The 26,729-nt window shown below is 69.6% G+C and carries 26 protein-coding genes and 2 pseudogenes; 14 read left to right on the forward strand and 14 right to left on the reverse strand.

What is annotated here, in order from left to right:
- Positions 1–251 precede the first annotated feature (251 nt).
- The gene (locus M8H82_RS18420) at positions 252–920 is read right to left on the reverse strand and encodes an SGNH/GDSL hydrolase family protein (protein ID WP_250075397.1); all 669 of its coding nucleotides are present in this window, start codon (positions 918–920) and stop codon (positions 252–254) included.
- A 720-nt stretch (positions 921–1,640) separates the two neighbouring features.
- Between M8H82_RS18420 and M8H82_RS36800 the strand changes: the two are divergent.
- Positions 1,641–1,726: pseudogene (locus M8H82_RS36800) on the forward strand (IS630 family transposase); the annotation flags it as partial.
- 382 nt (positions 1,727–2,108) lie between these two features.
- Here M8H82_RS36800 and M8H82_RS18425 read toward each other — a convergent pair.
- Positions 2,109–3,053 (reverse strand): annotated as a pseudogene (locus tag M8H82_RS18425) (NAD(P)-dependent oxidoreductase); the annotation flags it as partial.
- 90 nt (positions 3,054–3,143) lie between these two features.
- On the opposite strand from M8H82_RS18425, the gene M8H82_RS18430 reads away from it, so the two are divergent.
- A complete protein-coding gene (locus M8H82_RS18430; protein ID WP_250075729.1) occupies positions 3,144–3,788 on the forward strand; it encodes a TetR/AcrR family transcriptional regulator in 645 nt (214 codons plus the stop codon).
- 253 nt (positions 3,789–4,041) lie between these two features.
- Positions 4,042–4,590 (forward strand): phosphatase PAP2 family protein, encoded by a 549-nt coding sequence (locus tag M8H82_RS18435; RefSeq protein WP_250075419.1) that lies wholly within the window; start codon positions 4,042–4,044, stop codon positions 4,588–4,590.
- Positions 4,591–4,757: 167 nt separating this feature from the next.
- Here the strand turns inward: M8H82_RS18435 and M8H82_RS18440 are convergent, their stop codons facing one another.
- Positions 4,758–6,752 carry a tetratricopeptide repeat protein gene (locus M8H82_RS18440; RefSeq protein WP_250075420.1) on the reverse strand — a complete coding sequence of 665 codons (1,995 nt, stop codon included), beginning with the start codon at positions 6,750–6,752 and terminating at the stop codon, positions 4,758–4,760.
- Positions 6,753–7,210: 458 nt separating this feature from the next.
- Positions 7,211–7,402, reverse strand: a complete 192-nt coding sequence (locus tag M8H82_RS36805; RefSeq protein WP_374211677.1) for a DUF6191 domain-containing protein — start codon at positions 7,400–7,402, stop codon at positions 7,211–7,213.
- Positions 7,403–7,535: 133 nt separating this feature from the next.
- Between M8H82_RS36805 and M8H82_RS18450 the strand changes: the two genes are divergently transcribed.
- Both M8H82_RS18450 and M8H82_RS18455 read left to right on the forward strand, forming a co-directional pair.
- Positions 7,536–9,008 carry an FAD-dependent monooxygenase gene (locus M8H82_RS18450; protein ID WP_250075423.1) on the forward strand — a complete coding sequence of 491 codons (1,473 nt, stop codon included), beginning with the start codon at positions 7,536–7,538 and terminating at the stop codon, positions 9,006–9,008.
- Positions 9,009–9,217: 209 nt separating this feature from the next.
- Positions 9,218–9,838 carry an SMI1/KNR4 family protein gene (locus M8H82_RS18455; RefSeq protein ID WP_250075425.1) on the forward strand — a complete coding sequence of 207 codons (621 nt, stop codon included), beginning with the start codon at positions 9,218–9,220 and terminating at the stop codon, positions 9,836–9,838.
- A 172-nt stretch (positions 9,839–10,010) separates the two neighbouring features.
- On the opposite strand, the gene M8H82_RS18460 is transcribed toward M8H82_RS18455, so the two are convergent.
- Complete coding sequence (locus tag M8H82_RS18460) at positions 10,011–10,370, reverse strand: MerR family transcriptional regulator (protein ID WP_250075427.1); 360 nt, start codon at positions 10,368–10,370, stop codon at positions 10,011–10,013.
- Positions 10,371–10,429: 59 nt separating this feature from the next.
- Here M8H82_RS18460 and M8H82_RS18465 point away from each other — a divergent pair, with 59 nt between their 5' ends.
- On the forward strand, positions 10,430–10,759 hold the full coding sequence (locus tag M8H82_RS18465; RefSeq protein ID WP_250075428.1) for a putative quinol monooxygenase: 330 nt from the start codon (positions 10,430–10,432) through the stop codon (positions 10,757–10,759).
- 20 nt (positions 10,760–10,779) lie between these two features.
- Here the strand turns inward: M8H82_RS18465 and M8H82_RS18470 are convergent, their stop codons facing one another.
- On the reverse strand, positions 10,780–13,665 hold the full coding sequence (locus M8H82_RS18470; RefSeq protein WP_250075430.1) for a CHAT domain-containing protein: 2,886 nt from the start codon (positions 13,663–13,665) through the stop codon (positions 10,780–10,782).
- Positions 13,666–13,813: 148 nt separating this feature from the next.
- Here M8H82_RS18470 and M8H82_RS18475 point away from each other — a divergent pair, with 148 nt between their 5' ends.
- The 3 genes from M8H82_RS18475 to M8H82_RS18485 all read left to right on the forward strand — a co-directional run bounded on the left by M8H82_RS18475 (position 13,814) and on the right by M8H82_RS18485 (position 15,920).
- Complete coding sequence (locus M8H82_RS18475; protein WP_250075432.1) at positions 13,814–14,206, forward strand: hypothetical protein; 393 nt, start codon at positions 13,814–13,816, stop codon at positions 14,204–14,206.
- Complete coding sequence (locus M8H82_RS18480) at positions 14,203–15,102, forward strand: hypothetical protein (protein WP_250075433.1); 900 nt, start codon at positions 14,203–14,205, stop codon at positions 15,100–15,102. The genes M8H82_RS18475 and M8H82_RS18480 overlap by 4 nt, the downstream gene beginning before the upstream one ends.
- Positions 15,103–15,458: 356 nt before the next feature.
- Entirely contained in the window at positions 15,459–15,920 is a 462-nt protein-coding gene (locus tag M8H82_RS18485; protein ID WP_250075435.1) for a hypothetical protein, read from the forward strand.
- A gap of 178 nt (positions 15,921–16,098) precedes the next feature.
- On the opposite strand, the gene M8H82_RS18490 is transcribed toward M8H82_RS18485, so the two are convergent.
- The 7 genes from M8H82_RS18490 to M8H82_RS18520 form a co-directional block, all read right to left on the reverse strand.
- The gene (locus M8H82_RS18490) at positions 16,099–16,980 is read right to left on the reverse strand and encodes an alpha/beta fold hydrolase (RefSeq protein WP_250075437.1); all 882 of its coding nucleotides are present in this window, start codon (positions 16,978–16,980) and stop codon (positions 16,099–16,101) included.
- 10 nt (positions 16,981–16,990) lie between these two features.
- Positions 16,991–17,128, reverse strand: coding sequence for a hypothetical protein (locus M8H82_RS18495; RefSeq protein ID WP_250075440.1), 138 nt, complete (start codon positions 17,126–17,128; stop codon positions 16,991–16,993).
- The gene (locus tag M8H82_RS18500) at positions 17,125–18,351 is read right to left on the reverse strand and encodes a glycosyltransferase (RefSeq protein WP_250075442.1); all 1,227 of its coding nucleotides are present in this window, start codon (positions 18,349–18,351) and stop codon (positions 17,125–17,127) included. The genes M8H82_RS18495 and M8H82_RS18500 overlap by 4 nt, the downstream gene beginning before the upstream one ends.
- A 109-nt stretch (positions 18,352–18,460) precedes the next feature.
- Positions 18,461–19,261, reverse strand: a complete 801-nt coding sequence (locus tag M8H82_RS18505) for a VOC family protein (RefSeq protein WP_250075443.1) — start codon at positions 19,259–19,261, stop codon at positions 18,461–18,463.
- A gap of 110 nt (positions 19,262–19,371) precedes the next feature.
- The gene (locus M8H82_RS18510; protein WP_250075445.1) at positions 19,372–20,373 is read right to left on the reverse strand and encodes a GNAT family N-acetyltransferase; all 1,002 of its coding nucleotides are present in this window, start codon (positions 20,371–20,373) and stop codon (positions 19,372–19,374) included.
- Between the two features lie 161 nt (positions 20,374–20,534).
- Positions 20,535–21,179 carry a hemerythrin domain-containing protein gene (locus tag M8H82_RS18515; RefSeq protein WP_250075447.1) on the reverse strand — a complete coding sequence of 215 codons (645 nt, stop codon included), beginning with the start codon at positions 21,177–21,179 and terminating at the stop codon, positions 20,535–20,537.
- Positions 21,172–21,666, reverse strand: coding sequence for a carboxymuconolactone decarboxylase family protein (locus tag M8H82_RS18520; protein WP_250075449.1), 495 nt, complete (start codon positions 21,664–21,666; stop codon positions 21,172–21,174). The genes M8H82_RS18515 and M8H82_RS18520 overlap by 8 nt, the downstream gene beginning before the upstream one ends.
- Before the next feature lie 93 nt (positions 21,667–21,759).
- On the opposite strand from M8H82_RS18520, the gene M8H82_RS18525 reads away from it, so the two are divergent.
- The 3 genes from M8H82_RS18525 to M8H82_RS18535 all read left to right on the forward strand — a co-directional run bounded on the left by M8H82_RS18525 (position 21,760) and on the right by M8H82_RS18535 (position 23,682).
- Entirely contained in the window at positions 21,760–22,647 is an 888-nt protein-coding gene (locus M8H82_RS18525; protein WP_250075450.1) for a LysR family transcriptional regulator, read from the forward strand.
- 148 nt (positions 22,648–22,795) lie between these two features.
- Complete coding sequence (locus M8H82_RS18530) at positions 22,796–22,966, forward strand: LysR family transcriptional regulator (RefSeq protein WP_250075453.1); 171 nt, start codon at positions 22,796–22,798, stop codon at positions 22,964–22,966.
- A complete protein-coding gene (locus tag M8H82_RS18535; protein ID WP_250075455.1) occupies positions 22,957–23,682 on the forward strand; it encodes a LysR family transcriptional regulator in 726 nt (241 codons plus the stop codon). The genes M8H82_RS18530 and M8H82_RS18535 overlap by 10 nt, the downstream gene beginning before the upstream one ends.
- Positions 23,683–23,897: 215 nt before the next feature.
- Here the strand turns inward: M8H82_RS18535 and M8H82_RS18540 are convergent, their stop codons facing one another.
- The gene (locus M8H82_RS18540; protein ID WP_250075456.1) at positions 23,898–24,881 is read right to left on the reverse strand and encodes a winged helix-turn-helix domain-containing protein; all 984 of its coding nucleotides are present in this window, start codon (positions 24,879–24,881) and stop codon (positions 23,898–23,900) included.
- A gap of 201 nt (positions 24,882–25,082) precedes the next feature.
- On the opposite strand from M8H82_RS18540, the gene M8H82_RS18545 reads away from it, so the two are divergent.
- Together M8H82_RS18545 and M8H82_RS18550 are read left to right on the forward strand one after the other, a co-directional pair.
- Positions 25,083–25,640 carry a hypothetical protein gene (locus tag M8H82_RS18545; protein ID WP_250075457.1) on the forward strand — a complete coding sequence of 186 codons (558 nt, stop codon included), beginning with the start codon at positions 25,083–25,085 and terminating at the stop codon, positions 25,638–25,640.
- 333 nt (positions 25,641–25,973) lie between these two features.
- Complete coding sequence (locus M8H82_RS18550) at positions 25,974–26,483, forward strand: hypothetical protein (protein WP_250075458.1); 510 nt, start codon at positions 25,974–25,976, stop codon at positions 26,481–26,483.
- Positions 26,484–26,729 lie beyond the last annotated feature (246 nt).

Here is a 26,729-nt window from a genome sequence, read left to right on the forward strand (position 1 = left end):
AGCCAGCCGCTTGAAGTGGTGCAGGAGCGAACAGGTTTACTCGTCGACGTAGCGGAGTTCGCCGGAGGTACTGGCAGTCCCGGGCGCCGTGGCGTGCGCGGCGCGTGGCACCGATGTCGCCCTGGCACCGCTCACCCAGCCCCGCATGTGGGCCTGGGCGAGCGGTGCCCTTTGCGCGTGCCGACCAGGGGCCCCGGGCCGCGTCATTCACGCGGGTGCCGGGGCTATGGCGCCGGGGGCGGACCGGCCGGTCAGGTCAGGAGGGCGATGCGGATGGCTCGTTCAACGTGGTTGGCGGTGTTTTCGTGCCCTGCGCTGTTGGGGTGGACCAGGGTGACGCGCTTGCCGAGGAGGCCGCAGTTCAGCGGCGTGCCGGGGAGCGCGGCGGGCCAGTAGTCCGCGGCGTCGCCGCAGATTCCCTCGACCCACTTGGTGTCCGCGGGCTGGCAGACGTCGTGGCCCTCGCTGGAGGAGTAGACGTCGACGTAGGTGTCACCGAAGAAGTTGGTGACCCGTTGGATCGTGGCGTTCAGCTGCTTGAGGACGTCGTCACGAAGCCAGTCGACGTCGGCGTGCTTGATCGCGCCGAGTTCACTGAGGGCGAGGCGGTTGCATTCCCTGGCTTCTTCCGGCAGGACGGCCGGGTAGCCGACTGTGATCACCTTGGCGTGGGGCGCGGCCTCGTGCACCCGGGCCAGCATCTCGATGTACTCGCCCTCGACCCGGGCGAGCTTGTCCTGGATGCCTTCCTCCCCCTCGGGAGGACTGGTGTAGTACTCGCGGCAGGACTCGCCGGACTTCGGGCCCTGTTCGAGGCATTTCAGGAGCATGCCGCCGAAGGGCAGGCTGTTGCCGCCGACGCCGATGGTGACGATGTCGGTCGTGTCGTTGAGTTTCGCTCGCTGGATCTGCGGGTCCACGGAGGGCCATCCTCCAGCCGGGGGCTGGACGGGGCTGATGGGGGTTTGCTTGGTGTTGGCGATGTCGGCGATGGTGCGTTGCCGCAGCTGACGTTGGTCAGCTGGACGTACTTGCCCGGCGGGAACTCGTCCAGTTCCCGCTCGACAACGCCGGGGTAGGCGTCGCTCGTGCGGTCGCAGCCATCCCGCGAGGCGTCGCCGAGCGGGGGCTGCGGGTCGCCGACGAAGCCGCCGGCGGTGTACGAGTCACCTAACGCGGCCCACTCGTACTGATCGGCGGCACCGGCGGGGAGCGAGGGCACGAGCGCGGACAACGCCAGCGCGAGCCCGACAGCCAGGGCTCGTGGACGAAGGCGGGAGACGGGGTGTCGCATGGATCCTCCAGGGCTGACAGCGGCGGGAGTTGCCGAGTTGAAGGCCGCCAGACGGCGTGCAGATGTCGAACGCACCCCTGACCCTCCTTCGCTCTCGGTAGTCGCTTGACTACGCTCCGAAGGTACGGGCGGGCGGGCGGCCGCCTGACGGGTGTGCCGATAAACCACCCGCCCGTATTGCGCTGAGGCTCTGACCGCGACGAATGCGCCGGTGGCCACCCCCTACCGAGGAAGAGATCCCGCCGCGGTGCCGCTCGGCACCTCCAGCTAGTGCTGCGACCACAGACCTTTGCCGGCTAGCTCGTTGTGCTGTCGACGGCTTCGTCCGGCATGGGGAGGCGGGATGGCGGCACCGGTCGAAGCTCATTTCGGACCGCTGCGGCAGTTCACCCTGGCCAAATCCGCCACCCCAGCCACACCGTCCGGACCCGGGAGTGTCGTTGAGGTTGACCCGGTCGGCCTATGCGGGCTGTCGGGAAGCTTGCGGACAGACTGCGGCGCAGGAACCTGAATTGACCGTGCGTCACCTCGGTCTCCCCGCACGCGTCACGTCGAGCGCCGATACCGCCATAACGCAAATACAGGCCAGCAACGCCCCTACTGGCGGCAGACGGAGAGGCCCCACAGTGCGGAACGCTACTGCCACCGCACGACGAGATGGCAGGAGAGGAACTCATCCGGCCCTATCACGGCATCCAAGGCGAGCATCCAGGCTGGCTACCGGGCCGCCATGGTCCGCGACCGCCGGCTGGTGCTGCGGCTGCCGGTGGAGCGGTGTACGGAATTTCCGGGGGCCCGACCGGGACTGACCGCCCTACGGTCGGGCGGCGCCCCGTCGGCTCCCCTGCGCGGTGCGTGCCTCCAGCGCCCGCAGCACTGCGGCCATGTCCTCCCCGCCGTAGCCCGATGCCACGGTCTCCTCGAACAGCGCATGGCACACGTCGAGCAACGGTGAGGCGAGCCCGCTCCCACGGGCGGCCTCGGCGATCAGCCGGTTGTTCTTCAGCACGTCGTGGGCGGCCGCCTGCACCGCGAAGTCGCGGTCGAGCAGCTTGGGCGCCTTCATCCGGGAGACGGCGCTGGCCATCGGACCGGCGTCCAGGACGTCCAGGAAAAGCCGCCGGTCGAGGCCCTGCCGCTCGGCGAAGTGAAACGCCTCGGTCAGGCCGGTGACCTGCGTGATCAGGAACAGATTCACCGCCAGCTTCATGAGCAGGGCGTTCGGCGCGGGGCCACAGACGAACGTCGTCCGGCACACGGGTGCCAGCAGCGGCCGTACGACCTCGACGGCGTCCTCGGCTCCGGCCAGCATCCCCACCAGTTGCCCGTGCTCCGCGGGGACGCGGGAGCCGGAGACGGGTGCCTCGACGTACCGCCCGCCCGCCGCGCGGACGTCGGATTCCAGCTCCCGCGAGTACGCGGGCGAGGTGGTGCCCATGTGCACGACGACGTGGTCGGCGACGCGTTCGGCGAAGTGCGGGGTGCCGCGGCCCAGGACGCTGTCGAGGGCGACGTCGTCGGCCAGCATGAGGAGGACGACATCCGTCCGCGCAAATACCTCGGCGGGTCCCTCCACCACCACGGCGCCGGCCTCGCGCAGCGGCTCGGAGCGGGCGGAGGTGCGATTCCACACCGCCAGGGGCGTTCCGGAGCGGGCCAGTCGCAGCGCCATGGGCTGACCCATGACGCCGAGCCCAATGAAGCCGACGTGCCGCACGGCGTACCGCCTGTCCGAGGTGGGGCGCTTGCTATGACAGCTGTCATAGTAGCGCCGGTTATGACGCCGGTCATAGGGTGGGTGGTGGGGATCGGCGCAGAGCTGCTGCGGGACGGCGGGAAGAGGTCAAGGATGGCGGAGTCCGCCCATGGGCCGCGCGAGCGGATGGTCTTCAGCGCGGCGCAGCTCATCCGCCGCCAAGGGGTCACCGCGACAGGCATGCGGGACGTCGCCGCGCACGCCGGGGCACCCCGGGGCTCCCTCCAGCACTACTTCCCCAGCGGCAAGGAACAGCTCGTCAACGAGGCCGTCGACTGGGCAGGCCGCTACGCCGGCAAGCGCGTCGCCCGCTTCCTGGCGGAACTGCCGAAGCCCACACCCGCCGGGCTGTTCGCGGCAATGGTGCGGCAGTGGACCGACGAGTACGCCACGGCGGACTTCGCGGCGGGCTGCCCCGTCGCCGCGGCGACCGTCGACTGCGCCGACTCGATCGCCTCCACCCGAGAGGCCGCCGCCACCGCCTTCGCCACGTGGACCGGCCCGGTCGCCCGGGCCCTCGCCGACATGGGCGTCCCACAGAAGCGCGCGGAACCCCTCGCCACGCTGATGATCAGCGCCCTGGAGGGAGCGATCCTCATCGCCCGAGCCGAACAGGACGTCCGGGCCCTGACGACCGTGGCACGGGAGTTGGGGCCGCTGCTGGACGCCGCGGCGATGACGGAGGACGAGGAAGCAGGCGGTCCGCAGGCCTGGGCTCCCGGTCCCGAGACTCGATGAGGACGACACAAGCACTGCATTGCCAGTGGTGCGCAGGACGGTCCTGACGTGGCACCCGTCATTGACCTGACCCTCGACTGCGCACCAATGCTCGCCGCCGCGCGTGAGAGCCCGTTGTGCCCGCGCTCCAGGTCCGGGCCGGTGGGCCCGTTCTCGTCATGGATGGTGACGTGGCCGCCTCGCCGACTCCCGGCTCACCATCACAGGTAGATGACCTACGTGTGAACGCACTACTTCGGGACACTTGCAGGTCGTGACGGTGATAGCGGGGCTTCGCGAAGTTGACCGGGTGCTGACCCAACAGGTCGCCTGCAGTATTGGGCCGGGTGTCGGCAGGGTGCTGTCGGCAGTGGAGGAGGCCGCAGAGAGCACAAAGCTCTGGTGGGGTGCAGCCGTGGTGATGGCTGCGGCCGGCGGGTGGCGCGGACGGACGGCAGCGGCCGCCGGAGTGACGGCCATGACGCTGGCGCAGCTGGTCTCCAATGGGCTCTGCAAGCAGCTCGCCGACCGGGAGCGGCCGCCCAAGGAATGGTTTCCGCACGATGAGGTCGATGACCGGCCCGCGTCGTCGTCGTTCCCTTCCGGGCACACCGCCGCCGCCGTCGCCTTCACTGCTGCCATTGTCCCGATCTGGCCGGCAGCAGGGGCGACGTGTGGGTTGCCGGCCGCCATGGTCGCCCTGGAGCGTGTACAGTCCGGCGCCCACTACCCCAGCGACGTCGCCGCCGGCGCCGCGATCGGCCTGGCCGCCGCTACGCTGGTGCGCCGCGCGCCACGCCTTGCACTGCGCTGGTTCACTTGAGCATCACAGCCCTTCGAAGGCAGAGGCCCGTGACAACAGACCCAACCACTCCTCGTGCATGGGGAACAGCCCCCACCGTGACCGCGGTGCCAGGCGAGGGATGACGGGCGCACGTCGGACACCGATCTCCCGCACGAGGAGCGTGGGCCGCTGCCGTCAAACGACTGTTACCGGACGCCGCCGCTCGCACCATCAGCCTGCCCCCGCCAGTGGGCGAAGTACTCCTGGGTGACAAGTGTGGCGGGGTGGTGGGGCCCCAGCACCCGCAGGGAGTCGGCCAGCAACTCTGCGAACGCAGTGGCGGCTCCGGCCGCATCCCCGGCCTCCCCCCGCCAGTTGGCAAGGTTGTGCCGGGCGAGCAGGGTGGAGGGGTGGTCGGGGCCCAGCACCCGCAGGAAGTCGGCCAGCAACTCTGCGAACGCGGTAGCGGCCCCGGCCGTATCCCCCGATTTTCCACGCCAGTAGGCGAGATTATGCCGGGCGAGCAGGGTGTCGGGGTGGTCGGGACCCAGCACCCGCAGCCGGTCGGCCAGCAGCTCGCCGGTGCCGGTGGCAGCCCCGGGAAGATCGCCCAACCGGCCCCGCCAGAAGGTGAGGTCGGCCCGGGTGGTCAGGGTGTCGGGGTGGTCGGGACCCAGCACCCGCAGCCGGTCGGCCAGCAGCTCGGCGAGCGCGGCGGCGGCCCCGGCCACATCCCCCGCCGCCCCCGCACCCCGCCAGTAGGCGAGGTAGTGGCGGGCAGTCAGGGTGTCAGGGTGGTCGGGCCCAAGCACCCGCAGGCGGTCGGCCAGCAGTTCGGCGGTGGAGGAGGCCGCCCCCACCACATCCCCCGCCTCCCCCTGCCAGTAGGCGAGGTAGTGCCGGGCGGTCAGGGTGTCAGGGTGGTCGGGACCCAAGCGGGCCATGGCGGCGCTGGTCAGGCGGTCGAAGTACTGTCGAGCGGCGCTGACTTGGCCGGCCTCACCAAGACTGCGGCCGGTTCGGTACAGCAGTGAGTGTGCGTCCGGGTGGACGAGGGCGGCTTCCGCAAAGTCGGTGAGTACGGCGGTGTTGGCGCGCAGGGCCTGGGCCAGAACGGTGTCGGTTTCGACGTCGGGCCAGGCAGCGAGTAGGGCGTCGGCCGCTGTGCGGGCTGTCTCGTCGAACTGGTCAGGAGTGAGGGTGTCGCGAACGGCGCGCTGGAGGAGTTGGTGCACGCGGACCGCGGTTTGCGGGGTGGTGGGGTCGTGCTGGATGAGGCTGAGGCGACGCAGGGTGCTCAGCGCCAGGCGGGCTTCGTGTTCCGGTACTTCCGGTTGCTCCGGAGATTCGTCGGTGGCGTCCGTCGCCCTGGCGCGGCTGCGGTGGCCGGCGAGGTAGGCCCGAGCGGGGCGGCTGGTCAGGACGGCCTCGGGGATTGCGTTGGGGTCCAGGAATGCGGCGAGCTGAAGAAGCGGGCGGGCCAGGTCCGGCGGCCGGAGCCGGGCGGCGTGTTCGATCGACAGTGACCACGTCGCAGCGACCGCCAGCCGCTGTCCATCAGGCAGCTTGTCGGGGGCGGCATCGCACAGCTGGGTGCGGCTGCGCAGGAGCTGGCGGTACTCGGCCACAGGGGTGGTGGTGTCGGTGAGGTAGGCGGCGGCCTGGGACAGAGCCAGGGGCAGATGCCCAAGGTCCTGGGCCAGTGCGGCCAGTTGTGCGGGCGCTTCGGAGGGTGGCAGGGCATGGGTGAGGTAGGCCAGGGATTCGCCGGGGGTGAAGACGCCGACCGGGATGTGGCGGCGGCCGGTGGTCAGGGCCGCGTCCTGACGGCGGGTGGTGACCAGGACCCGTCCGGTGGGACTGGCCGGCGGCCACCAACCGTCCATGTCTGCCGGATCGCTGACATCGTCCAGCACGACCAGCCACCGGCACGGCTTCTGCCCCGCCTTGGGCTCCAGCCAGGCCAGAAACATTGCAGCTGCCCGCGCCGGATCGATCTCGTCGATGCCCACGATCTCGGCCGCTGCGGCCGCATAGCCCTCCACGACGGCCCCGCCGGTTGCCGCAGTGATCCACACCAGCACATCCAGCTGCACTGACCGCCACAGCGAGCGAGCGTAGTGCGCGGCGAGCTGGGTCTTGCCGACCCCGCCCATACCCACCACTACACCGACCGAGGCAACCGGCGTGACGACCGCCATGCCGCCGCCATCCGAGAGCGCGGCAACCAGCCGGGCGACTTCGGCACGGTCCTGGAAACACGCAGCCTGCGCGGGAATCGTCCCGACTTGATGCGGCCACGACGAGACAGCACGGGGTGCGGCGTTGGTGATCTGCTGCATGCCTACCACTGGGGCACAAAAGGTGCCGTGCCGGAAATCGATTAAGTCCCGGGCCTCACCAGCGCCCTCGTCGTTCACGGGCTGCATGCCCTTCACTCCGGGCCCTCCCCCCAGCCATTCCGACGTACCAGGTTAGCCATCCAAAACCCCAGCAACTGCGGACCAGAGCAGAGCTGTTACGGACCTTTCCTAGAGTTGTCGTGTTGAGTGAGAGGCCGGTTTCGGTACGGAAGCCCTCGATGAGGTCGGCGCCTTGCTGGATATGGCGCAAGCCGCTGCGGACGGCGTGGGCGTCTGAGTGCGTGCTATCGAGGGCCCTACGAGGGCGCCGGTGGCATCCGGACGACCGCAATCCTTGCGTCCAGATCGACCGTTGTCCTGTTCGGCGGCGCCCCATCGTCCTGGTTATCCGGCATGACCAGTGCCGACTGCCGCTCCCGGCTTGGTCTTCTGCTCGAACAGCTCGGCCGCGCGCATGCGCACCCTCTTCCGGCGCTGACGTCCCGCAGGGGTCAGCCCGCCCTCATCCGCATACCTCACACACCACGGAATCCGGCCAACACCCCCGGCCCAGCAGGCACTTGGAGAACACCCTGACAAGCCGCTTAAGTAGCATGTGGCGCACCGATCGGGGAGGGCGGCATGCCGCAGGTTGTTGACGCCGAGGTAGTCGTGGTGGGCGGCGGCCCCGTCGGGATGCTCGTTGCCGCCGAACTCGGGCTGCTGGGCACGAAGGTGCTCGTCCTGGAGACGCGGGCGGCGGTCTCGGACCGCCCGAAGGCCAACACCCTTCACGCCCGGGCCGTGCAGAGTCTCGCCAGGCGCGGCTATGTGGACGCGGTGGCGGGCGTGGCGGACGCGGCTCCGCAGCCGTTCCACTTCGCCGGGATACAGGGCATGCAGATCGCCGCCCCCGAGGGCGAGCCCTCCCCCATCCTCAAGCTCGCGCAGGCGGAACTTGAACGGGCGCTTGAACAGCGCGCGTTGGCGCACGAAATTACGGTGCTGCGCTCCCACGAGGTCACGCAGGTCTCACAGGACGCAGAGGGAGTCCGGGTCGTGGCCAACACACCGCACGGCACCAAGTCTTTCTCGGCGCTCTACCTGGTGGGAGCCGACGGTAGTGCGAGCCGGGTGCGCGAGCAGGCGGGCTTCGCTACGGACACCAGCGCGGCGACCGTCTCCGCGCTGATGGGGCAGGTCCGGTTCGCGGCCCCGGACACCGCGCCGCGTGGCTGGCAACGCACTCCCCGCGGCTGGGTGGTGTGCCGGACCGAGTCCGACGGAACCGGGGTGATCCGCACACTGAACTTCGCTGCACCCGCCGACTGGCGCGCCCGGCCAACACTCGACGAACTGCGGACCGAAGTCCGCCGTATCCTCGAACGCGACGTACCCATGACCGAGGCTCTGTTCCTGAGTAGATTCAGCGACTACACCCAGGTCGCGCGCACCTTCCGCCTCGATCGAGTCTTCCTGGCCGGAGACGCCGCGCACATCCATTTCCCCATCGGGGGTCAGGGCCTGAGCACGGGGATCGGCGACGGCTTCAACCTCGCCTGGAAGCTCGCGTATGCGGTGCGCACGGGCTCGGGCGACCAGCTGCTCGACACCTACGACCTTGAGCGCCGCCCCGTCGTCGAACAGGTCGTGCGCAACACCCGTGCGCAGCTGGCCCTGATGCGCCCCGCGGCCGAACTCGACCCGTTGCGCGAGCTGTTCGCGCGCATCCTGCCCTTCGGCGAGGTCAGCGCGTTCATCGGTGGCGCCCTGAGCGCGCAGGAAACGGTTTGCTCCGCCGGCCGGGACAGCGCCTGCGAGTGGACCGGCCGGTTCCTGCCCAACCAGCTCTTCAAGACGGACCGCGGCGTCGAGGACGTCACCGAGCTGCTGCGTGCGGGGCGCCCGCTGATGCTGTACCACTCCGAGTCGGGGCAGCGCCATGCGTCGGTGGCGCAGGGCTGGTCCCACGTGCTCCGGACGGTCCGGGTACACGGGCGGCGTCCCCTGTCGCGGGACGCCCTGCTCGTCCGCCCCGACGGCTACATCGCCTGGACATCCGCGAGCGAGGATCTCGCGGTTCTCTTGCACACGTGGTTCGGTCAGCATCGCTGATAGCGCTGGAGTGGTTGTCTCACGTGGGCAGTGGGCTGATGTGAGCTGCTCCTGTGCCAGCGTGACTACCGGGCCACCCTCGCAGAGGGACTGGCCGCATGGATCGTCTCCACGCTGCGCCGCGTCAAAGCGTGCCAAACGACCAGAACACAGGTCGGCAGATTCCCACCGGGGGCACGCCGTGACCGGAGCCCGTGAAGGAGGAGCAGGTGACTGAGACGTCTGAGTGGCAGGCGCTCCAGCACCTCATGCCACCCGCGCTCGAACCGGACCTCGCGGTCGACTGGGACCGGATGCGGGAGTCGTGGGGTACGGAGTTCCCCGCCGACTACCGGCAGTTCATGGAGGTGTACGGGCCAGGGACGGTCCAGAGCTATCTGGTCGTCCAGGACCCGGAGCCCCGGGGCGGGCCCCGGCGCTCGCCGTTCGGCGGCATGCAGCATGAGACGGCCAACGCCGAACATGCCTGGGCCGTCACGGCGAAGTCGCCGCAGCTGGCGGGGGCGAGCCCACGGCTGATCGCCGGGGGCGCGGACTCCAGCGCGGACATCCTGTGCTGGGACGCCTCCGGTACGGACCCCGACGCCTGGCCGGTGCTGGTGCTGGACCGGGACGAGGGTCTGTGGAGCCGTTACGACTGCGGCATGGTGGGGTTCCTCACCCGGCTGCTGCGTGCGGAGTTCGACGAGTGTCCGCTCGGCGACCTCTCGTTGTGGGGAAGGGGCTCGGCGGTCTTCCTCACGGTGAGCGAGTACCAGCGGCGGCTGGAGCAGGGGCTCGATCCGTGGACGGGCAAGCCTGATCCGTACGCCGGATCGTACGGCCGCTGATCGAGCCACCGCCCTGAAGAAGACGGGACGCTTCGAAACATCCGAAGCGTCCCGTCCGCGTTTTCATCAGCAGGCAGCCGAGTCGAGACCTTCAACCAGGTGGAGCGTTACGCCCTGTGCTGCTCGCCGAACTCGGTGCTGCCCGACTCCGTCTGCGGGCACTGTGGCCGCCCTACACACCGATGTCCTCGCGGGCCCGAGTGGCGGAGATGAGCCCGGCCAGGGAGGTGCGGGTTTCCGACAGCGCGGAGATCCGGTCGTCCAGACCCGCGAGGTGTTCCTGGAGGGTCTCCAGCTTGCATCCGGCGACCGTGCCGTCTTCCCGAATGCACGGCTGCAGGTCGCGGATGACGCGGCTCGGCAGGCCGGCATCCAGCAGCGCGCGAATGCGCCGGACCACGGCGGGGGCGCTGTCGCCGTAGCGGCGGTGGCCACTGTCGAGGCGGTCGGACTCCAGGAGGCCCTGCTCCTCGTAGTAGCGCAACAGGCGGACGGAGGTGCCCGTTATGGCGGCCAGTTCGCCGATCTTCATGTGGTGCTCCTCACATCCTCTTGAATCTCACATTGATGTGAGATCTTAGCGTGAGGGCCATGACGAACACCGATCGCCCCATCGCTCTCTACGGATTCCTGCGCCCCAAGCCGGAGTACGCGGACGAGGTCCGGCGCATCCTCTCCTCCTTCGTGGAACCCACCCGGCAAGAGCCCGGCAACCTGCAGTACCACCTCCACGAGCATGAGGACGGCCGCTTCTTCCTGTACGAGATCTGGCGCTCCCAGGAAGACCTGGACCGGCACAACGCGACGCCCCCGCTGCGCGCCTTCCTGGAGAACCTGATGACCTTCCTGGAGGAATCCCCGGAAGGCTACTTCGACACCATGCTCAGCCTGTACGCCGAGGCGGCGCCGGTTCCCGCCTGAAACCGACGCCCATCACCCGCTCAGTGACCGACGTGGACATACCCGGCCCACAGGGAAGGGCTGGCCGGGTACCGGTCACGCAGGGCGCGTACGGCCCGGTGCAGCGCCTGGGCCGACAGTTCGGTGCGGGGTGGGGCGGTGCCGCCGTCGGTGAGGCCGGCGTAGGTCGCGCGGGTGATCTCCACCGAGGTGGTGTCGTTGACCGGCCAGAGGGTGCCGATGACACGCCGGTATCCGGCGAGTTGGAAGGCTCCGGTGATGTGCAGTGGCTCGTCGGCGTTGTCCGGGTGCGTGTTGGAGGTGCTGCAGGCGGACAGGAAGGCGAGGTCCGCGTAGGGCAGTTCCATGGCGGAAAGCTGCTCCACGGTCAGCGGTCGGATGAGGTGGTCGTGGAGCAGCAGCATGCCGGCGCCGGGGTTGTCCCAGGAAGTGAGGCCGTGGCAGGAGAAGTGAGCGACGGGGCAGGCGGGCAGCGCGCGGACGACGTTCTCGTACGTGGCCTGCGCGCCGGACAGGATCAGGCCGTGCGGCAGCAGTTCCGTGAGGGCCGCGGCCTCTGCCGCCGCGCCCGGCAGCGAGGGGGCGTTCTCCGCGTCGGGCACTGCCACGACCAACGGGTGCAGGGCCGTACCGGCCGCCGGGGGACGGATCCGGTCGGCCAGGGCGCGCACGGTGGTTGTGCAGGAGGAGACGGCCCGGTCCATCACCGTCGCCTTCCCGCCACTGTCGTGATGGCCGGCGGCATGGAGCGGGAAGTACGACATCAGGCCGACGGGGCACCACCAGATGCGGGGCAGGGGCTGCGTATCGGAGGTGGGGGCGGTGAGGCTCAGCGCGTCGAGCACGGGTTCGGTGACGCGGTCCCACAGCCAGCGCAGGATCTCGTCCAGATCCCGCTGTGCGTCCCGGCGGGTGAGCAGCGACGGGTCGTAGGGGGCGACGAAGACGGCACGAGCCAGGCGCAGGAGGTGAGCGATGACGTCGGCCTGGGTCAGGCCGGTCAACGGGACCGCCAGGACGGGCTGTTCGGCGTCCGCCCGCAGGATGAGTGCGTCGCAGCGGCGCTCGGTGATGTTCACGATGACTACGGGGCCCTGCTCGGCCTGGTGGCGCAGCTCCTGGACGGAGGGCGCCCGCAGGAAGCCTGCCATGCCGTCGAGGCTGCGGATCCGGCTCATCAGGTCGTCCCAGTTCCCGTCGTTCCCCTCGCGGGCAGGGGCGTTGAGGGCGGTGCGCAGCCGCAGGAACTCGGCGTGGAGCTCGGGTGACCGGTGCCGCAGCAGCCTGACGTCACGGGCCTCCAGCGTCCTGCCGTGCAGGATTCCGCGCGACAACTCCAGCAGTTCCAGGGCCCGTTCCGGTCTGCCGAGCTCCAGCGCGGCGGCAGCGGCACCGTCCGGCAGTCCCTCGAGCTGTCTGAGTCCGATGACGTTGCCCAGGTAGGACAGCCAGTGAGGGGTGAGCTGCGGCAGCAGGGCCACTGCGGCTTCATAGGCGGCGAGTGCGGCGTGCGGGTCGCCGAGAGCGGCCTCCATGGCGCCCAGGTGCTGGAAGCTCTTGATCCGTACGTTGGGCGGTGCGGCGGTGGACGCGGCCTCGGCGAAGACATGCCGCGCCTGGCGCCGCCACGCGTCGGCGTCGCCGTGCCTGGCCAGGTCGCGCAGGGTGACACCCAGATGCCACAGGCGATCGCCACGTTCCCGGTGGTCGGGCGGTGTGGCGGCCGCCACGTGCTGTAACAGCCCCAACGCCTCATGCAGTGCTGCGGCGTCCGTGCCGCGCGCGCTGACGCTGGAGCGGTACAACAGGATCCCTGCCAGGAGGAATTGTGCCTCTGTGCGCCCTGGACCGGGATCGGGGGCGGCAGCCACGGCCGTGCGGGCTGTCAGTTCCGCCTCCGTGAGCGTGAGTTGCTCATTGGTCATGGCATGCAGGGAAGCCAGCGACTGAGTGAGGTCGATGAGAGTGTCGGCGTGCTCGTCGGCGGCCGATGGTGTCTCGAGCGTCGCCCGCATCAGGTCGATGGCCCGGCGCATCAGGCCGGGGTCCCTGCGGTCCTGGGCGAGCAGCCTGACGGCGGATGCGAGACGTGTTCGCCGCGTGTCGAACTCGGGATCGCTCCGCGGTGTGGCCGCAAGGCACTGTTCGCTCAAGTCGACCGCCTCGACCAGCAGTGGCGTGTCCGTCGTCGCGTCGTGCAGTGCCCTCAGAGCGCGTACGAGATCGAACTGTGCCCCCGCACGGTCGGACGCGCTGCCGGCCTCGGACAGCGCCTCGCGCGCGAGGCCGACGGCTTCCTGGAGCGGTTCGACGTGCGCGGTGGCGCTCGCGAGATGCCGCAGCGAGGTGATCAGGACCGTCCGGAACATGGAGCGGAGCCCGTCGCCGGGCGGGACGGCCGCGTAGCCCTCGCGTGCCACCTGGACGGCCTCGACGGGTGCGTCCCGGTCCCCGCTCCGCTCGAAGTGCTCACCGAGCTGGACCGCCAGGTAGAACTGGTTCACCTGGCGCATGCTGTCGCCGTGTGGCGTCGCCGTCACGGCCTCGCGGAAGGCGAGCACCGACTCGGCCACGGGCTGAGGGGAGTCCGTGCCCTGGGCGACCGTGAACAGCCGCTGTCCCAGGCTGTTGAAGACCCGGCCGCGATGGAAGTGGCCCGGCGGCACCAGCACAACGCAGCGATGCAGCAGGGCGATCGAGGCGGCAAGGTCCGCCTCCCGCGCCGTACCGGTTCTGCGGCCGGCGCGGTCGGCGAGCAGTTCCGCGGCAGTGAGCAGCACTTCCAGATCGTACGGATCTTCGGCCGCCAGTTCGTGCAGCCCGGCCAGCACGTCGGACGGGTCGGTGCCCCGCCTCTCATGCACGTCGGCCATGAAGAGCAGTTTGCGGCGCTTCCACTTGCTCATCGCTTCTTTGCTTCCTTCTGGTCCCCCGCAGCGTCCCGGCGTCATACCGCCGATCACCGTAGCGGGATGCGCCGGGTCCTGGGCCGTAGAGTCACCAACTCTGGGATTGTGTAACCGTTATGGCGATCGCCAAGGCAGGGAGCGCTCGGTGGACGAACTCGCGGAACGGCTCAGTCGCGTATGCACACTCATGGGTGCGGGCGATCTGGAGGAGGCGGCGCGTGAGGCGAACGCGACGGAACTCCTCGGCGCTGTCCTTGCGGCACTGCGCGGAGACGAACCTATGGCGCGCTCCGTGCTGGAACGTCAGCTGGACACCCTGGACGACCGGATGGCCACGGCCGGCTTCGGCATCGTGACCAGGGCGGCCAAGGGCATGCCGACTCTGCCGGGAAACAGCCCCGGGCGTCCGGTGGTGCACCGGTGGACGTGCCCCGCCGCCCACCCTTGCGAGCGGTTGCCGAGCGCCGAGTTGTACCCGGAGGCCCCCGTGTGCGCGATGACCGGCCGCCCCCTCGTCTATGGCCGGGCCCGGCTGTGACCACCTTTCTGTCCGCCCTCGCCGTCAAGGCCGCCGAGAAGTGGCTCGCCCTGCTCGTCCTGCCCGGCCTGGTCTACGTCGCCGGTGTGGCCGCCGCCGTCGTACTGGGACATCCCTACGCCCTGGATCTGGGTGAACTCCACTCCGCCATCGACCGGTTGACCACCCACTCAGGAGCCTCCAACGCCGGTGCGATCCTCCTCGTGGCCGCCGGTGTGCTGGCGGCGGCCACACTGGCCGGAATGTGCGCAAGAGCGTCGGCCGTCATCGTGGAGCGCCTGTGGACCAGTCGGGGCGACCGGTGGCCCGCGCGCCTTCTCGTGCGGCGCCGCCTCCGACGCTGGCAGCGGGCTGACGCGGCGTGCGAGGCGGCCGGGACCCGCACCGAACTCGCCAGTGCCCTGGAGCGGCGCGAGGCCATCGCCCTCGTCCGTCCCCGGCGGCCCACCTGGATCGGCGACCGCCTCCATGCCGCCGACCAGCGGGTGTACGACGCCTACGGCCTGGATCTCGGCGCCGCCTGGCCCCGGCTCTGGCTGACGGTGCCCGATGCGGTCCGGGCCGAACTCCTCACCGCGCGCGAGGCGTACGGAGCCGCTTTCGGGCTCGCCGGATGGGCCCCGCTCTACCTGCTGCTCGGCGCCTGGTGGTGGCCGGCGCTGCCCGCCGCCGCGATCGTCGCGGCCACGGCATGGATCCGCGGCCGCTCGACGACGGCGGTGCTCGCCGATCTCGTCGAGGCCACCGTCGACCTGCACGCCATCACCCTGGCCCAGGAGCTCGGTGTGACCGGCGAACGGCCCGCCCTCACCAGGGAGGTCGGCGACGCCATCACCACAACCCTGCGCAAGGATCCGCCGCCCGACCCACAGCGCGATCCACAGGGCACCGTCTGACCGCGGCACCCTGCCTCCCGGAAGGATCGTCGTGCTGGCGCGGAGGCGGGAAGAGGCGAGCGTGCGCTGAGCGGAGTGGCGCCTCGTCCTCGTCTTCGTTCGGGGCGAGGTAGGCCGTTGGCGGAGTGTCGACGGCGGGTGTTGCCGTGGCCGGCCAGACGGAGTCCGCCCTTGAGCGCGTCGGCGTCGGCGTCGAAGAACGGGCACCTTCTGTCACCCGTAGCGGAGATCGCAAATCTCTGGCTCCCTGAGGTGAATGCGTCCGATGACACTGCACCACAACCGCGGCTTGTTCCCGTGCGTCCTACTACTGAGCGCCGGCACGAGCCGGCCCCCGGGGGGACGGGACGCGAGCCATGCAGAAGTATGCGATTGTCCAGCACATCACACGCTTCTTCCGGCTTCCGCCGGGCGTGCGGCGACAGCCACCCACGTCCGTGTGGCGACTGACAGGGCTGTGGCTGTTCGCCCTCGCCTGCGGAGCCAGCCTCACCGCGGTCGGCTGGGACGATGCCTTCGGCGGCAGCCACCTCATGGCGCTGCTGCTTGTCTTCCACCTCCTCGACGACATCATCCAAGGGGTACGGCACCGCTGGCCGGCCGCCCTGGCCGCAGTGACGCTTCTATGGGGCGCCGGCCGACTTACCAGCACCGCCCTGCCCGGATCCCTCGAGGAGGCCTGGGCGCAGGCCATCGCCGCCGCCGTCGGTGTCACGCTCGGGCTGACGGCGAGCGCCGCGATCACGCGGATTCCCGAGCGCCGACCACACCAGCCCATCACGAGCCACGACCCGATGCCCGGGGGATCCTCGCGGTAAGGGCCATCCCTCACCGAACTGGTGACAACGAGCCTGCCTATGTGACAACTACCGAACTCGAATGCGTGATGTCCGGCCGACCGCTGCGTGCTTTGGCCAAGGATCAGCCATCCCCCTCGGCGGTCATGGGTGCGCACCGCACGGGCGCTCGCTCCTCGTGTCTCCAGTACCGATCCGCTCACGCCGGAGCGGACGGGCCCGGGAGCGTTGCGAGGTCGGCCAGGATGCGGGCCGCCGGCGCCGGGTCGGCCAGCCACTTCAGGTGGCTTCCCTGCAGTGTGCGTACGTCATAGGGGTTGTGCGGTGTCAGCTCGTTGCCCTCGCGGATCAGCCGGTCCTGCAGGGCGAGAGGCATGCTCGTGTCGTCGGCCAGGCGGATGTACGTCTTGGGGACGCGGCCCCAGGTCGCGGCCTGTGCCCGGTCGCCGGAGCCACCGGCGTCCAGGTTCTCGTCGGGCTGGAAGGTGTTCAGGAAGGTGAGGAACTCCTCATCGGTGCCGTCGGCGAAGAAGGCTGCCTTGAGCGCCGCGAGCGCGTCCGGGTCAGCCGTGCGGAAGTTGACGCGGAGCAGGCCGAGCTCGGCGGGGTTCCCGGCCAGTGCCGAAGCGAAGGCCGCGGGGTCGACCGTAGCCATCTCCGGCTCGGCGTAGTAGCCGTTGACGTCGAGGGCGACCGGGCACCAGGCCGAGACGTAGACGATGCGGTCGATCAGATCCGGGCGGGCGTTGGCCGCGGCCGTGGCCGTTACACCGCCGCGGCTGTGGGCGACGAGGATCACCGGGCCGTTCTGCTTGGCCCGTTCGAGGATCCCGATCAGCTGCGCGGCGTTGTCGGCGAGCGTCACGCCCTTGATCGATCCGGGTGTGGTGGCGAGCCCGTCAGGGTCCTGAGGCGACTGGTAGGCGCGGGTGAAGGTCGCCTGGAAGCCGTGGCCAGGCAGGTCGACGGCGGCTGAGCGGTGTCCGAGGAGGCCCAGCTCCGCCTGGAGGGGCGCGAAGGAGAAGGAGTTCGCGAAGGCTCCGTGAACCAGTACGAACGTCGGTTGCATCTGTGTGTTCATCTTCGGGAACTCACTTTCCGGTCGTCATGTCGGGTGTCTTGCGCAGGACCTGGCACAGGAAGCCGAAGCTGTCCCGGTATCCGTGCAGCCACTGCGAGCGTTGTGCGGTTGCCGTCTTCAGCACCTCGGAGCTCTGTTCGCGGTTCACCGACACGGCTCGCACGCGTCGAGCAGCAGGTTCGCAGCTACCGTCGTCCCGTCGCCCCGGACCGTGCCCGCTACGGCCTGTGCCCGGGCCGCGGTCCGGGGAGCCAGCGCCGTGCTGAGCGCGGCCGACAGCGACTCGAAGGTCGGGACCGGACCGTCGTGGGCCGCGCCGATGCCCAGTGCGGCGACCTGGGCTGCCCAGTGCGGCTGGTCCACGAACTGCGGCACCACGACCTGCGGTGCGCCGGCTCGGGCGGCCGTCGTCGTCGTGCCCGCGCCGCCGTGGTGGACGACGGCGGCCACCCGGGGGAACAGTGCCTGGTGGTTGACGTCGCCGACGGCGAAGCAGTCGTCCGATTCGTCGACCAGGCCCAGGTCGGCCCAGCCGCGCGAGACGAGTACGCGTCGGCCCTGCGCGCGGACCGCCTCGACGGTCACCCGGGCGACGTCCGTCGCCGCGCGCATGGGCATGCTGCCGAAGCCCACGAACACCGGCGGTGTGCCGGCGTCCAGGAACTCCTCCAGGTCGGCCGGCAGCGGGCGCTCGTCCGGCAGGATCCACGCGCCGGTCTGCACGAGTTCGAGGTCCGTCAGCTCCTGCCACGGCCCCAGAACCGGGTCTGCCGCCAGCCACGGCCGGTCGCCGAAGACATGGTCGCGGACGTTGTCCAGGGGCGGCAGCCCGATCTCCGCCCGGTGGGCGTTGAGCGGGGCCAGGTACAGCGCGTTCACCTTCTGGACGTCCAGGTCCCACAGCGCCCGGTTGTCGGTCATGTCTATGCCGTCGGTGGCTGCCGGCGGCCCCGGCCGCGACGACGGAAGGTAATGCCTCGACGGCATCTCGAACGGGTGGAAGCACGCGTACACGTAGCGGATGCCCAGGTTCTGGGCCACCGACCGTGCGCCGGCCGGCATCAGGCCGCTCGCCACCAGAACGTCGCATCCCTCGGCCGCCTTGGCGACCGTGTCAAAGTGCTCCGCGACCAGCTCGGCCGCGAACTCGGTCGCGAAGCCAGGGGCGGGCGGGGTCCCGGTCACCAGCGGGCGCACCGGCCGGCCGAACGGCACATGCTCCACGCCGACGCCTGCCAGCAGCTGGGCGAACTCCTCGTCCGGGGGCGCGCACACCCGTACCTCCGCGCCGAGTTCCCGCAGCTGCGCCGCGAGTGCGGCCGGTGGCATGATGTCGCCGCGTGACCCGTAGGCCATGATCAGCACACGCATGTCGTCATGCTCGTTTCTGTGTAATCCGGCCTGGGCCGGTGATGGTCCGGGGACGGTTCCGGATGGCGCCGGAAGCCGCCGGAGGCGCGCTGGTGTGCGGTGGTCGCGGTCACTGGGCCCAGGGAAGCTCGCGGGTACCCTCCGTGCCGGGAACCGAGGCGACTCCGTCGGAGCGCATCGAGACGTGGGCCTCGGCCCGCTCCGGGGCATGGATCCGGCGGACGAGGGCCGGCGGCAGCACCAGGCTCTGGCCGGCCTCCACCTTCTCGGTACGGTCGTCGCAGGTCACTTCCAGGGCGCCCGCCGTGACCGTCCAGACCTGCTCGCGGTCGATGGAATGCTCGGGTCCGGTCGCGCCGGCTTCCATCAAGACCGTCCAGGTGCTGAGTTCGGCGCTGCCGCGGCTGGGGGCGGCGAGGCGGGTCATGGTGGCGTTCGGGGAGACGGTGACGTCGTCGGCCGAGGGAGTGATCACCTGAACGGTGGCGCCTTCGCTCGCGTCTGTGCTCCCACTCCCGTCCGTGCCGGCGGCGGGGACGGCCCATTCGACAAGCTGGACGACGACCCCGTTGGGGTCGGTCATCTGGAACAGCCGCTCGCCCCAGGGCTCTTCCCGCAGGGGCATGGTGATGGGAGCGCCCGCCGCGCGCAGCCGGGCCTCCTCCGCGGCGAGGCCGGTGACGGTGAGCGCGAGGATCAGGCCGCCTGCTTCCAGGTCCCGCTGCTCAGCCGGCAGGACCTCGCTGCCCTTGCGGAGCAGGACGATGTCGACGGCGGCTCCCTCGCGGGTCAGGGAGGCGAAGCCGTCCTGGGCCATGGCTACTTCGTAGCCGAGGTGGGTGAGGAAGAAGTCGCGGGAGGCGTCGACGTCGGCGACGGTGAGAGAGACGGTGGAGGCGGACACATGCATGGCGGTTCCTCGCAATGTGAGCTGGGACAGGTGGGTGGGGCGCAGAGGCGGTACGTCCGCCTGCGCGGGGTCTCGCTTCTTCGCCGCGGTGGTGCGTACGGGTGCCGGGATCAGACTGCGGACACGTCGAGCTGGAATTCGCGCGTGCGCCGGTAGGAGCGGAACCCCAGCCGGTGGTTGACGGCCAGCATGTGGACGTTGTCCTCGGCGTTGTCGGTCTCGATCTCGACGACACCGGGGTGCTGGGCGCGCAGCCGGCGCACCATGGCGGTCTTCAGCCACAGCCCGAGGCCACGGCCGCGGTGCGCGGGCACAACGGCGGTGTCGTACTGCTGCGCCCGAGGTGCCGTGCCCCGAGGGAGCAGGATCTCGGTGTATCCGGCCATGGCGCCGCCGTCGTGGACGGCGGCGAGAGTCAGCAGGGTGTCGCCGCGGTCGGCGATGACCTGAGCCATGGCCCGTACGCGGTCGGCGTCCCAGTTCTCGGTGCCGTAGTCCAGGTCTCCGACGGGCATATCGTTCATCGCGTTCTTGGCGGTGGCGAAGGCGGCGGCGAGGTCGTCGGGCACCGTGCCGGTCCAGCCCGTCAGCCGGTAGCCGGGGTGCTCAGCCTCGGCGACCTGGGAAACGGTGGCCTCGTCCAAATGGTCCAGGCGGAGTATCAGATGGTTCAGGGCAAGTGCCTGGCGGAAGTTCCGCTTTTCGCAGAAGGCTTCGCCCGGGCTGTCGGCCGCCGCCTCGACGATCAGGCTGCGCCGGTCCTGCGCAAGGCAGGCCGCCACGACCTCCGACAGCAGGAGGGAGCCGGTGCCCAGGCGCCGGTGCGCGGGGGCGACGTGGAGTTCCAGTTCGGCCAGGTGATCCCGCCCCGGGGAGGTGAACAGCCGCAGGCCCGCGACTCCGACCGGGCTGCCCGTCGCTCCGGTCGCCAGCCAGGTCAGCCGGTGACTGTTCAGCGTGGGCTTGGTGAGTTGGGCGTGGATCTGTTCGGGGCCGGGAGTGGGAACTCCGGGCAGGTCATGGGCCATGGAGGCGGTGACGACCTGGTGCCAGGCCGCGGCGTCGGCGGCCGAGATGTCGTGGAGTGGAGTGAGGTGGATGTGCGCGGACAAGGGGATGCTCCAGGGATCTTCCGGGGAATTTTTGTGCGCGTTTCGGACGTTGCGAACGGATGCCGTGCCCGCGACTGCGGGCTCGTGAACCACCCCACGGGTGGCGTCGGGCCCCTGCTGCATAGGCCGACGCGACGCGCTGCGGGGCGCGGCATGCGGTGTCAGTGCGTCGGGGCGGCGCCAGGACTCCACCGGTCCACGGCGGTGTAAGCCGGGGCCCACTTGGTGGTGTAAGCGGCGCGAATGCGTGGGGGCAGGAGAGCGAGCAACTTCGCCACGGTCTGCTCGTCGGCGCCGTGCAGCAGCCACGGCAGCATCAGCGGTGCGTCCGGACGGAGCAGCTGGGCGTGGACCTGACGGAAGCGGCCCCACTGTTCGGCCGTCAACGCGCGCCGGACCAGCGGCAGGGCCGTGTCCTCCTCGTGTTTGAGGTGCCCTGCCAGGCCGGTGGCCAGTGCGTCGGTCAGGATGCCCAGTCCCAACGGGTCGACCTCGGGAGCGGCGAGCGCCGCGTCGATGGCCGCGATCAGCGGGACGATGGCGGCGTGTTCGGCCTCCATCGCCTCCAGAAGAGCCAGGTCCTTCGGGCGGCCGGCCAGATGTCCGCGCAGTACCGGCCACAGGGCCTCGTCCTCGGCCGTGTGATGGGCGCGGAGAGCCTTCTTGAACAGCGTCCATCCGGCGGTGGCCGGTAAGTGCGCGGGGTCACGGTCCGCGGCGGTGGTCATCCGGTCCAGATGAGCCAACTCCCGGCGCAGAGCATCGTGCATCGCGTACATCACGGTCAGGTCGACGGCATCACTCATGGCGGGAGTCGGCTGCGTAACCCCGGCCACGGACCGCGATGGTGCGGCAGTTGAACAGATTGGTCGCGCCGATCGAAAGGATCAGCGCGGACAGCTGCTGCTCGTCGAAGTGCGCGGACAGCCGTTCCCACAAATCGTCCGGCACGGCGGCCCGCACCCCCTCGGGTGCTGTGTCCGGGGCGAGGCCGGCCAACCGCGTGACCTCCTCGGCCAGCTCCAGGGCGGCCCGCTCGGCACTGGTGAAGAGCGGTGCCTCCCGCCAGGCGGCCACCGCCGCCACCCGCTCCTCGCTCTCGCCCATCTCGCGCAGGTTCAGCAAGTGGGTGTGCACGCAGTCATCGCAGCCGTTCATCTGGCTGGCGCGCAGGGCCACGATCTCGGGTAGCTGGTCGGAGAGGGCGCCGTGGTTGACCGACTTGAAGAAGGTGCCGATGCTCGTGAGCGCATCCGGCAGGACGAGTGCCGGGTCCTTCATGCGTGATTGCATGCCCTCAACTCTCCTGCGAGCCACGATCATGATCAATGTAAACTTCCGCGCGGTTCGATAACCGCTGGGTTATCAACGGGGGCTGGGGGGCCGATGGAGCTGCGGGACATCGAGATATTCCTGGTGCTGGCGGAGGAACTGCACTTCGGCCGGACCGCACAGCGACTGCACGTCTCCCAGGCGCGCGTCAGCCAAGCCATCAAGAAGCAGGAGCGGCGCATCGGTGCCGAACTGTTCACCCGCACCAGCCGCACGGTGTGTCTGACCGAGGTCGGCCGGCAGTTCCGCGACGATCTCCAGCCGGTCTACACGGGCCTGCACGACTCCCTGGAGCGCGCCCGGCTGGCGGCCCGCGGCATCACGGCACAGCTCCGCGTCAGCATGATGCCCTTCAACTTGCCTGATCTACACCCCTACTGGAAGGCGTTCCGCGCACGGAATCCGCAGTGCGAACTTCAGATACGCCCGGCACCCTTCAGCAATCTGTTCGGCCGGCTCCGCGCCGGTGAAATGGACGTCGTCGTCGCCTGGCTGCCTGTGGAGGAGCCGGACTTCACCGTCGGGCCGAATCTGTGCACCGACTCCCGGGTGCTTGCAGTGGCCGCCGATCACGGGCTCGCGGGACGGGACTGCGTGCCACTGGAGCTGTTCGCCGACTTCCCTCACGCCACCGCGCCCGAGATGCCGGACTACTGGGAGGACAGCTACCTGCCCTTCCACACCCCACGCGGCCGAACGATCGAACGCATCCAGCCTGCGGCCAACGCCGATGAGCTGATCAACCTGGTCGGCACAGGCGAGATCATCCACGGCTTCCCCAGCCACGTCACCACGTACTGGGGCATGCCGAATGTCCGATGGCTTCCCATCCCCGACCTGTCGGCCATGACCTTCGCCCTGGTCTGGCGGACGGATGCCGAAACCGACCTCATCCGCGCTCTGGCCGACACGGTGCGCGATCTGGGCGTGCTCCACTTCTGACGGCGCCTTCTGGCACGGTTCGATCTGGCAGAGCGGCTTCGTCGCGCTGGCTTGGGGCCTCGACCTTCTTGTCAGTCGCAATCATGATCAAGGTAAGCTTCCGCGCGGTTCGATAACCGCTGGGTTATCAACTGGGGCTGGGGGGCCGATGGAGCTGCGGGACATCGAGATATTCCTGGTGCTGGCGGAGGAACTGCACTTCGGCCGGACGGCACAGCGACTGCACGTCTCCCAGGCGCGCGTCAGTCAGGCCATCAAGAAGCAGGAGCGGCGCATCGGCGCCGAACGTTCACCCGCACCAGCCGCACGGTGTGTCTGACCGAGGTCGGCCGGCAGTTCCGCGACGATCTCCAGCCGGTCTACACGGGCCTGCACGACTCCCTGGAGCGCGCCCGGCTTGCAGCCCGCGGCATCACGTCACAGCTCCGCGTCAGCACGATGCCCTTCAACTTGCCTGATCTACACCCCTACTGGAAGGCATTCCGCGTACGGAATCCGCAGTGCGAACTCCAAATTCGCCTGGAGACCTTCAACGATGTGTTCGGCCGGCTCCGTTCCGGCGCCACAGACGTCCTTGTCGTCTGGCTGCCGGTGGAAGAGCCGGACCTCACCGTCGGTCCGACCTTCTGCACAGACTCCCGGGTCCTGGGCGTGCCCGCCAACCACCGCTTCACGCAATGGGACTCCGTTCCGCTGGAGCTGCTCGCCGAGTTCCCGCACGCCACCGCCCTCGACCTGCCGGACTACTGGGAGGACAGCTACCTGCCCTTCCACACCCCACGCGGCCGAACGATCGAGCGCATCAAGCCGGCGGACAACTCCGACGAGCTGGTCAGCCTGATCAGTATGGGCGAGATCATCCACACCTTCCCCAGCCATGTCACCAGGTACTGGGGCATGTCCCACATCCGGTGGCTGCCCGTCCCTGAGATGGGGACCCTGACCTTCGCCCTGGTCTGGCGGACAGAAGCCGAAAACGACCTCATCCGCGCTCTGGCCGACACGGTGCGCGATCTCGGCGTCCTCCATTTCTGACGCATCCTGCGGCGCAGCCGGGCAGGAGAAGCGTGTCGGCTGGACGACGAAATGCACTTCAGCGCCAACCGCAACGGGCGGCATCAACGCCGTGATCCGGTTCGGCAGTGCATCAGTGATCACTTACCGGACAGGCACCTCGGACCATCTGATCCACCCATCGAGGAGACACGCTCCAAGCGCAATGACGTTGCGCCCGGCGGGAGACCACCGTGTCAGTTGGGGGCTTCTTCCAGCAGACCTGTCGCATGGGCAGTGCGCTGGTACAGCACGTAGCGGCCGTCTCTGACCTTGGTGACCAGGCGTGCGCGGTGCAGCGCGGTGAGGTGGTAGGAGACGGTGCCTGGGGTGCATCCGATGCGGGCGGCGAGTTCCGTGGTGGACCGGGGGGTTTCCAGGGCCGCAAGTAACGCTGCTCGGGTGTTGCCGACCACCTGCGCAATTCTTCCGGGTCTTGAGCCTCTGTCGGCTCCGATGCGCTGGGCGGGGTAATAGAGGACGAACTGTCCTGGAGTGTCGACCTGGACGATGACGTCGGGCCAGTTCAGCACGCCCGGGGCGAGGACCAGATCCCGGCCGGTGGCATCTATCTCGCCGTCCCACGACGTGGCGAGGGTGACTGCGTCGCCCGCCCAACCCATGTCGGGGTGGAGTGCTCCGAGCGCCTGGCCGATGCCGTGGGTGGCGATGGCCGTTGCCCGGTGGGCGATGTCCCGATCGAGGACCGAACGTAATTCGGGCCAGCTGTCGGCGAGGGCGTCGCGCCAGAACCGGGCGAGACCGTTGGCGAGACGTCGCTGCATCCGCCCCGACTCGGCGATCCGGCGGGTCGTGGCCGACAGCGGCCTGTTCCAGTGAGTTTGGGTGTAGGTGAAGACCTGGGTTTCCAGGACGTCCTGCGCTGCGGCTTCGATCTGCGCGATCTGCTCGCCCAGCAGGTCACCAATCTGTCCGCTTCTGCCTGGTTGAGGGGTGAGCAGGTCAGGCGTGTAGGTGTTACCGGCTCGCGGCAGCAGGTCCGCGAGCAGGGCAACGTCCGGATGGGCAAGGGAGGTGCGGGCGAGTGGTCCGGGATCCCCGAACACCGGGTGCCGTCTCGAGGTGGCCGTGAGTTTCAGCCATGCCAGGGACTCCGCTGCGGGGGAAGGAGCCCACCGCGTCCTGGCCAGGGTGTCGGCATCCACACGCACAGTGAGCACGACGCCGACGCTAGCAGTCATGGTGATGGATTTGAACGGGCTCGAATCCTTTCCGCCACAAGGACCGCGCGTGGTTGCATCGCGGCGGCGAACAAACGCCGACACCGTTCACGGCCCGCTGCGCAGCGGTCGCCGCACGACGCCAGAGTGCACACCCGTACCCAAAGAATCCCAACACCCAAGAATGTGGGAGTGGTTGTCATGGTGACATTGGACGACACCGGCACGGTCAACAGCCGCACGAGGACAACCGCCGCAGCCAGCAGGCGAGGCAGGCGAACCGGCGCAGGCTCGCTCCTCGCCATCACCGCTGTCCTCGGACTGAGCCTGGCAACCGCCGGTCCCGCCACCGCCACCGAGACCGGCCCCGCCGCGGATGCCGGCACCTGGCGTGCCTACGGCAACACCAACCCGATCACTTCCAGCTCCGCCAAGTGGGCGTGTGCCGGCAGCAAGACCGTCGCCACCTCCGTAATCGCACAGGTCTGCGCGATCAGGTCAGCAACCGGGGGCAGCGTCCAGGCGGCAGTGATCGTCCGCAACAACGGATCCAGCCTCTACAGCACCAGCGCATACGTGGAGCTGTATAACGCCATGCCTAGCAGTTTCCTGGGCGGTTGGGCGTGCACGTCATCGGGGATCGGATCGAAGTCGTGGTCAGTGTGCTTCGGTAAAACCCTCAGCAAGCCCAGCTCCGTAAAGGTGGACGCCTTGGGATGGATCAAAGAAACTCACCTCGGCCAGTCGCCCAGCATCTGAACCACACCGCACCATGAACCCCGCACATCGCGGCCCGGACACCCGCTGCGTGTGGTGCGGGTAGCTCACGTGCGGGGTGCTCCGCTCTGCCCACTCATCAGTGAGTGACAGCTTCGATGAGCGGGTGCGATGCCCTGCCCGTCCGCCGCGGGGGAAGCGGACGGGCGGGGCCGTTCGTATGTCCCCGGCCTCCGCGGACTCATCCTGCGGAGCGCGCTGCTGACCGCTTCATTGAGAGTCAGCAGCCAGTCAACGGCGGGCGGCCAACCGCTGAACAGCGCCTTCGATGAAATCTGCTCGACCGGGACGCACCGTGAAGACAATGATGGAGGTATGACGTCGCCCGAGACCGCTGCAATGGCTCTGCAGGACCATGCCGCCCTGTGGAGCGCGAGGGACATTGGTGCGAGCGAGGTCGTGGATTGCGCCTGCGATGCGCTCATCGCCGGATTGGACACCCCCGGCCTTCGTATCCTCGCCGCCTGCACGCGCGCCGAGGCGGACTACGACGCCCACGACCTGCTACCCGCGGCGCTGGACGAACTCGGCCTCGTCTTCCATCCGGCCGGCAGCCGAGCCGGACAGGAAGCCGCCGCCCGAGCCCTGGCCCGCCGCATGCTCGCCGGCACACTCACGCCCGCAGAGTTCGCGTTCCGGATCCATCAGCGCTTTGGACATGATCTACCCCTGACCGCGCGGCTTGCCGAACTCGACGATGAGTACGCCATCCTGGAATACGGCGATACCACCGTGGAGCAGGTCGATGCCGAGGTCACGGCCGAAGCCCGCCGCCTCGCACGCCACCGCGTCATTGGCGCCGCACCCACCGATGCGCCCAGCTGACCCGCACAGACCCGCACGTCCCGTGCCTCTCCCATGCTGGGTCCCTGAGAAGGCGGCTGAAGGGCGAGCGCCTTCCGCCCAGGCTGCCTGCTCATGGACGTCATCCGCCGCCCTGTTCGAGTGGCGCCTTCATAGGATCACCTCATGGCTGCCGATGCCCCGCTCATCCGAGAGTCGTTCCGGCGCCTCCACCCGATCAGCACGGCCCGGCCGGTGACCCAGTTGCCGGATCGTGTCTTCACTGAC

Origin of the sequence: Streptomyces sp. YS415 (assembly GCF_023544665.1) — a bacterium.
In the GTDB taxonomy this organism is placed as follows: domain Bacteria; phylum Actinomycetota; class Actinomycetes; order Streptomycetales; family Streptomycetaceae; genus Streptomyces.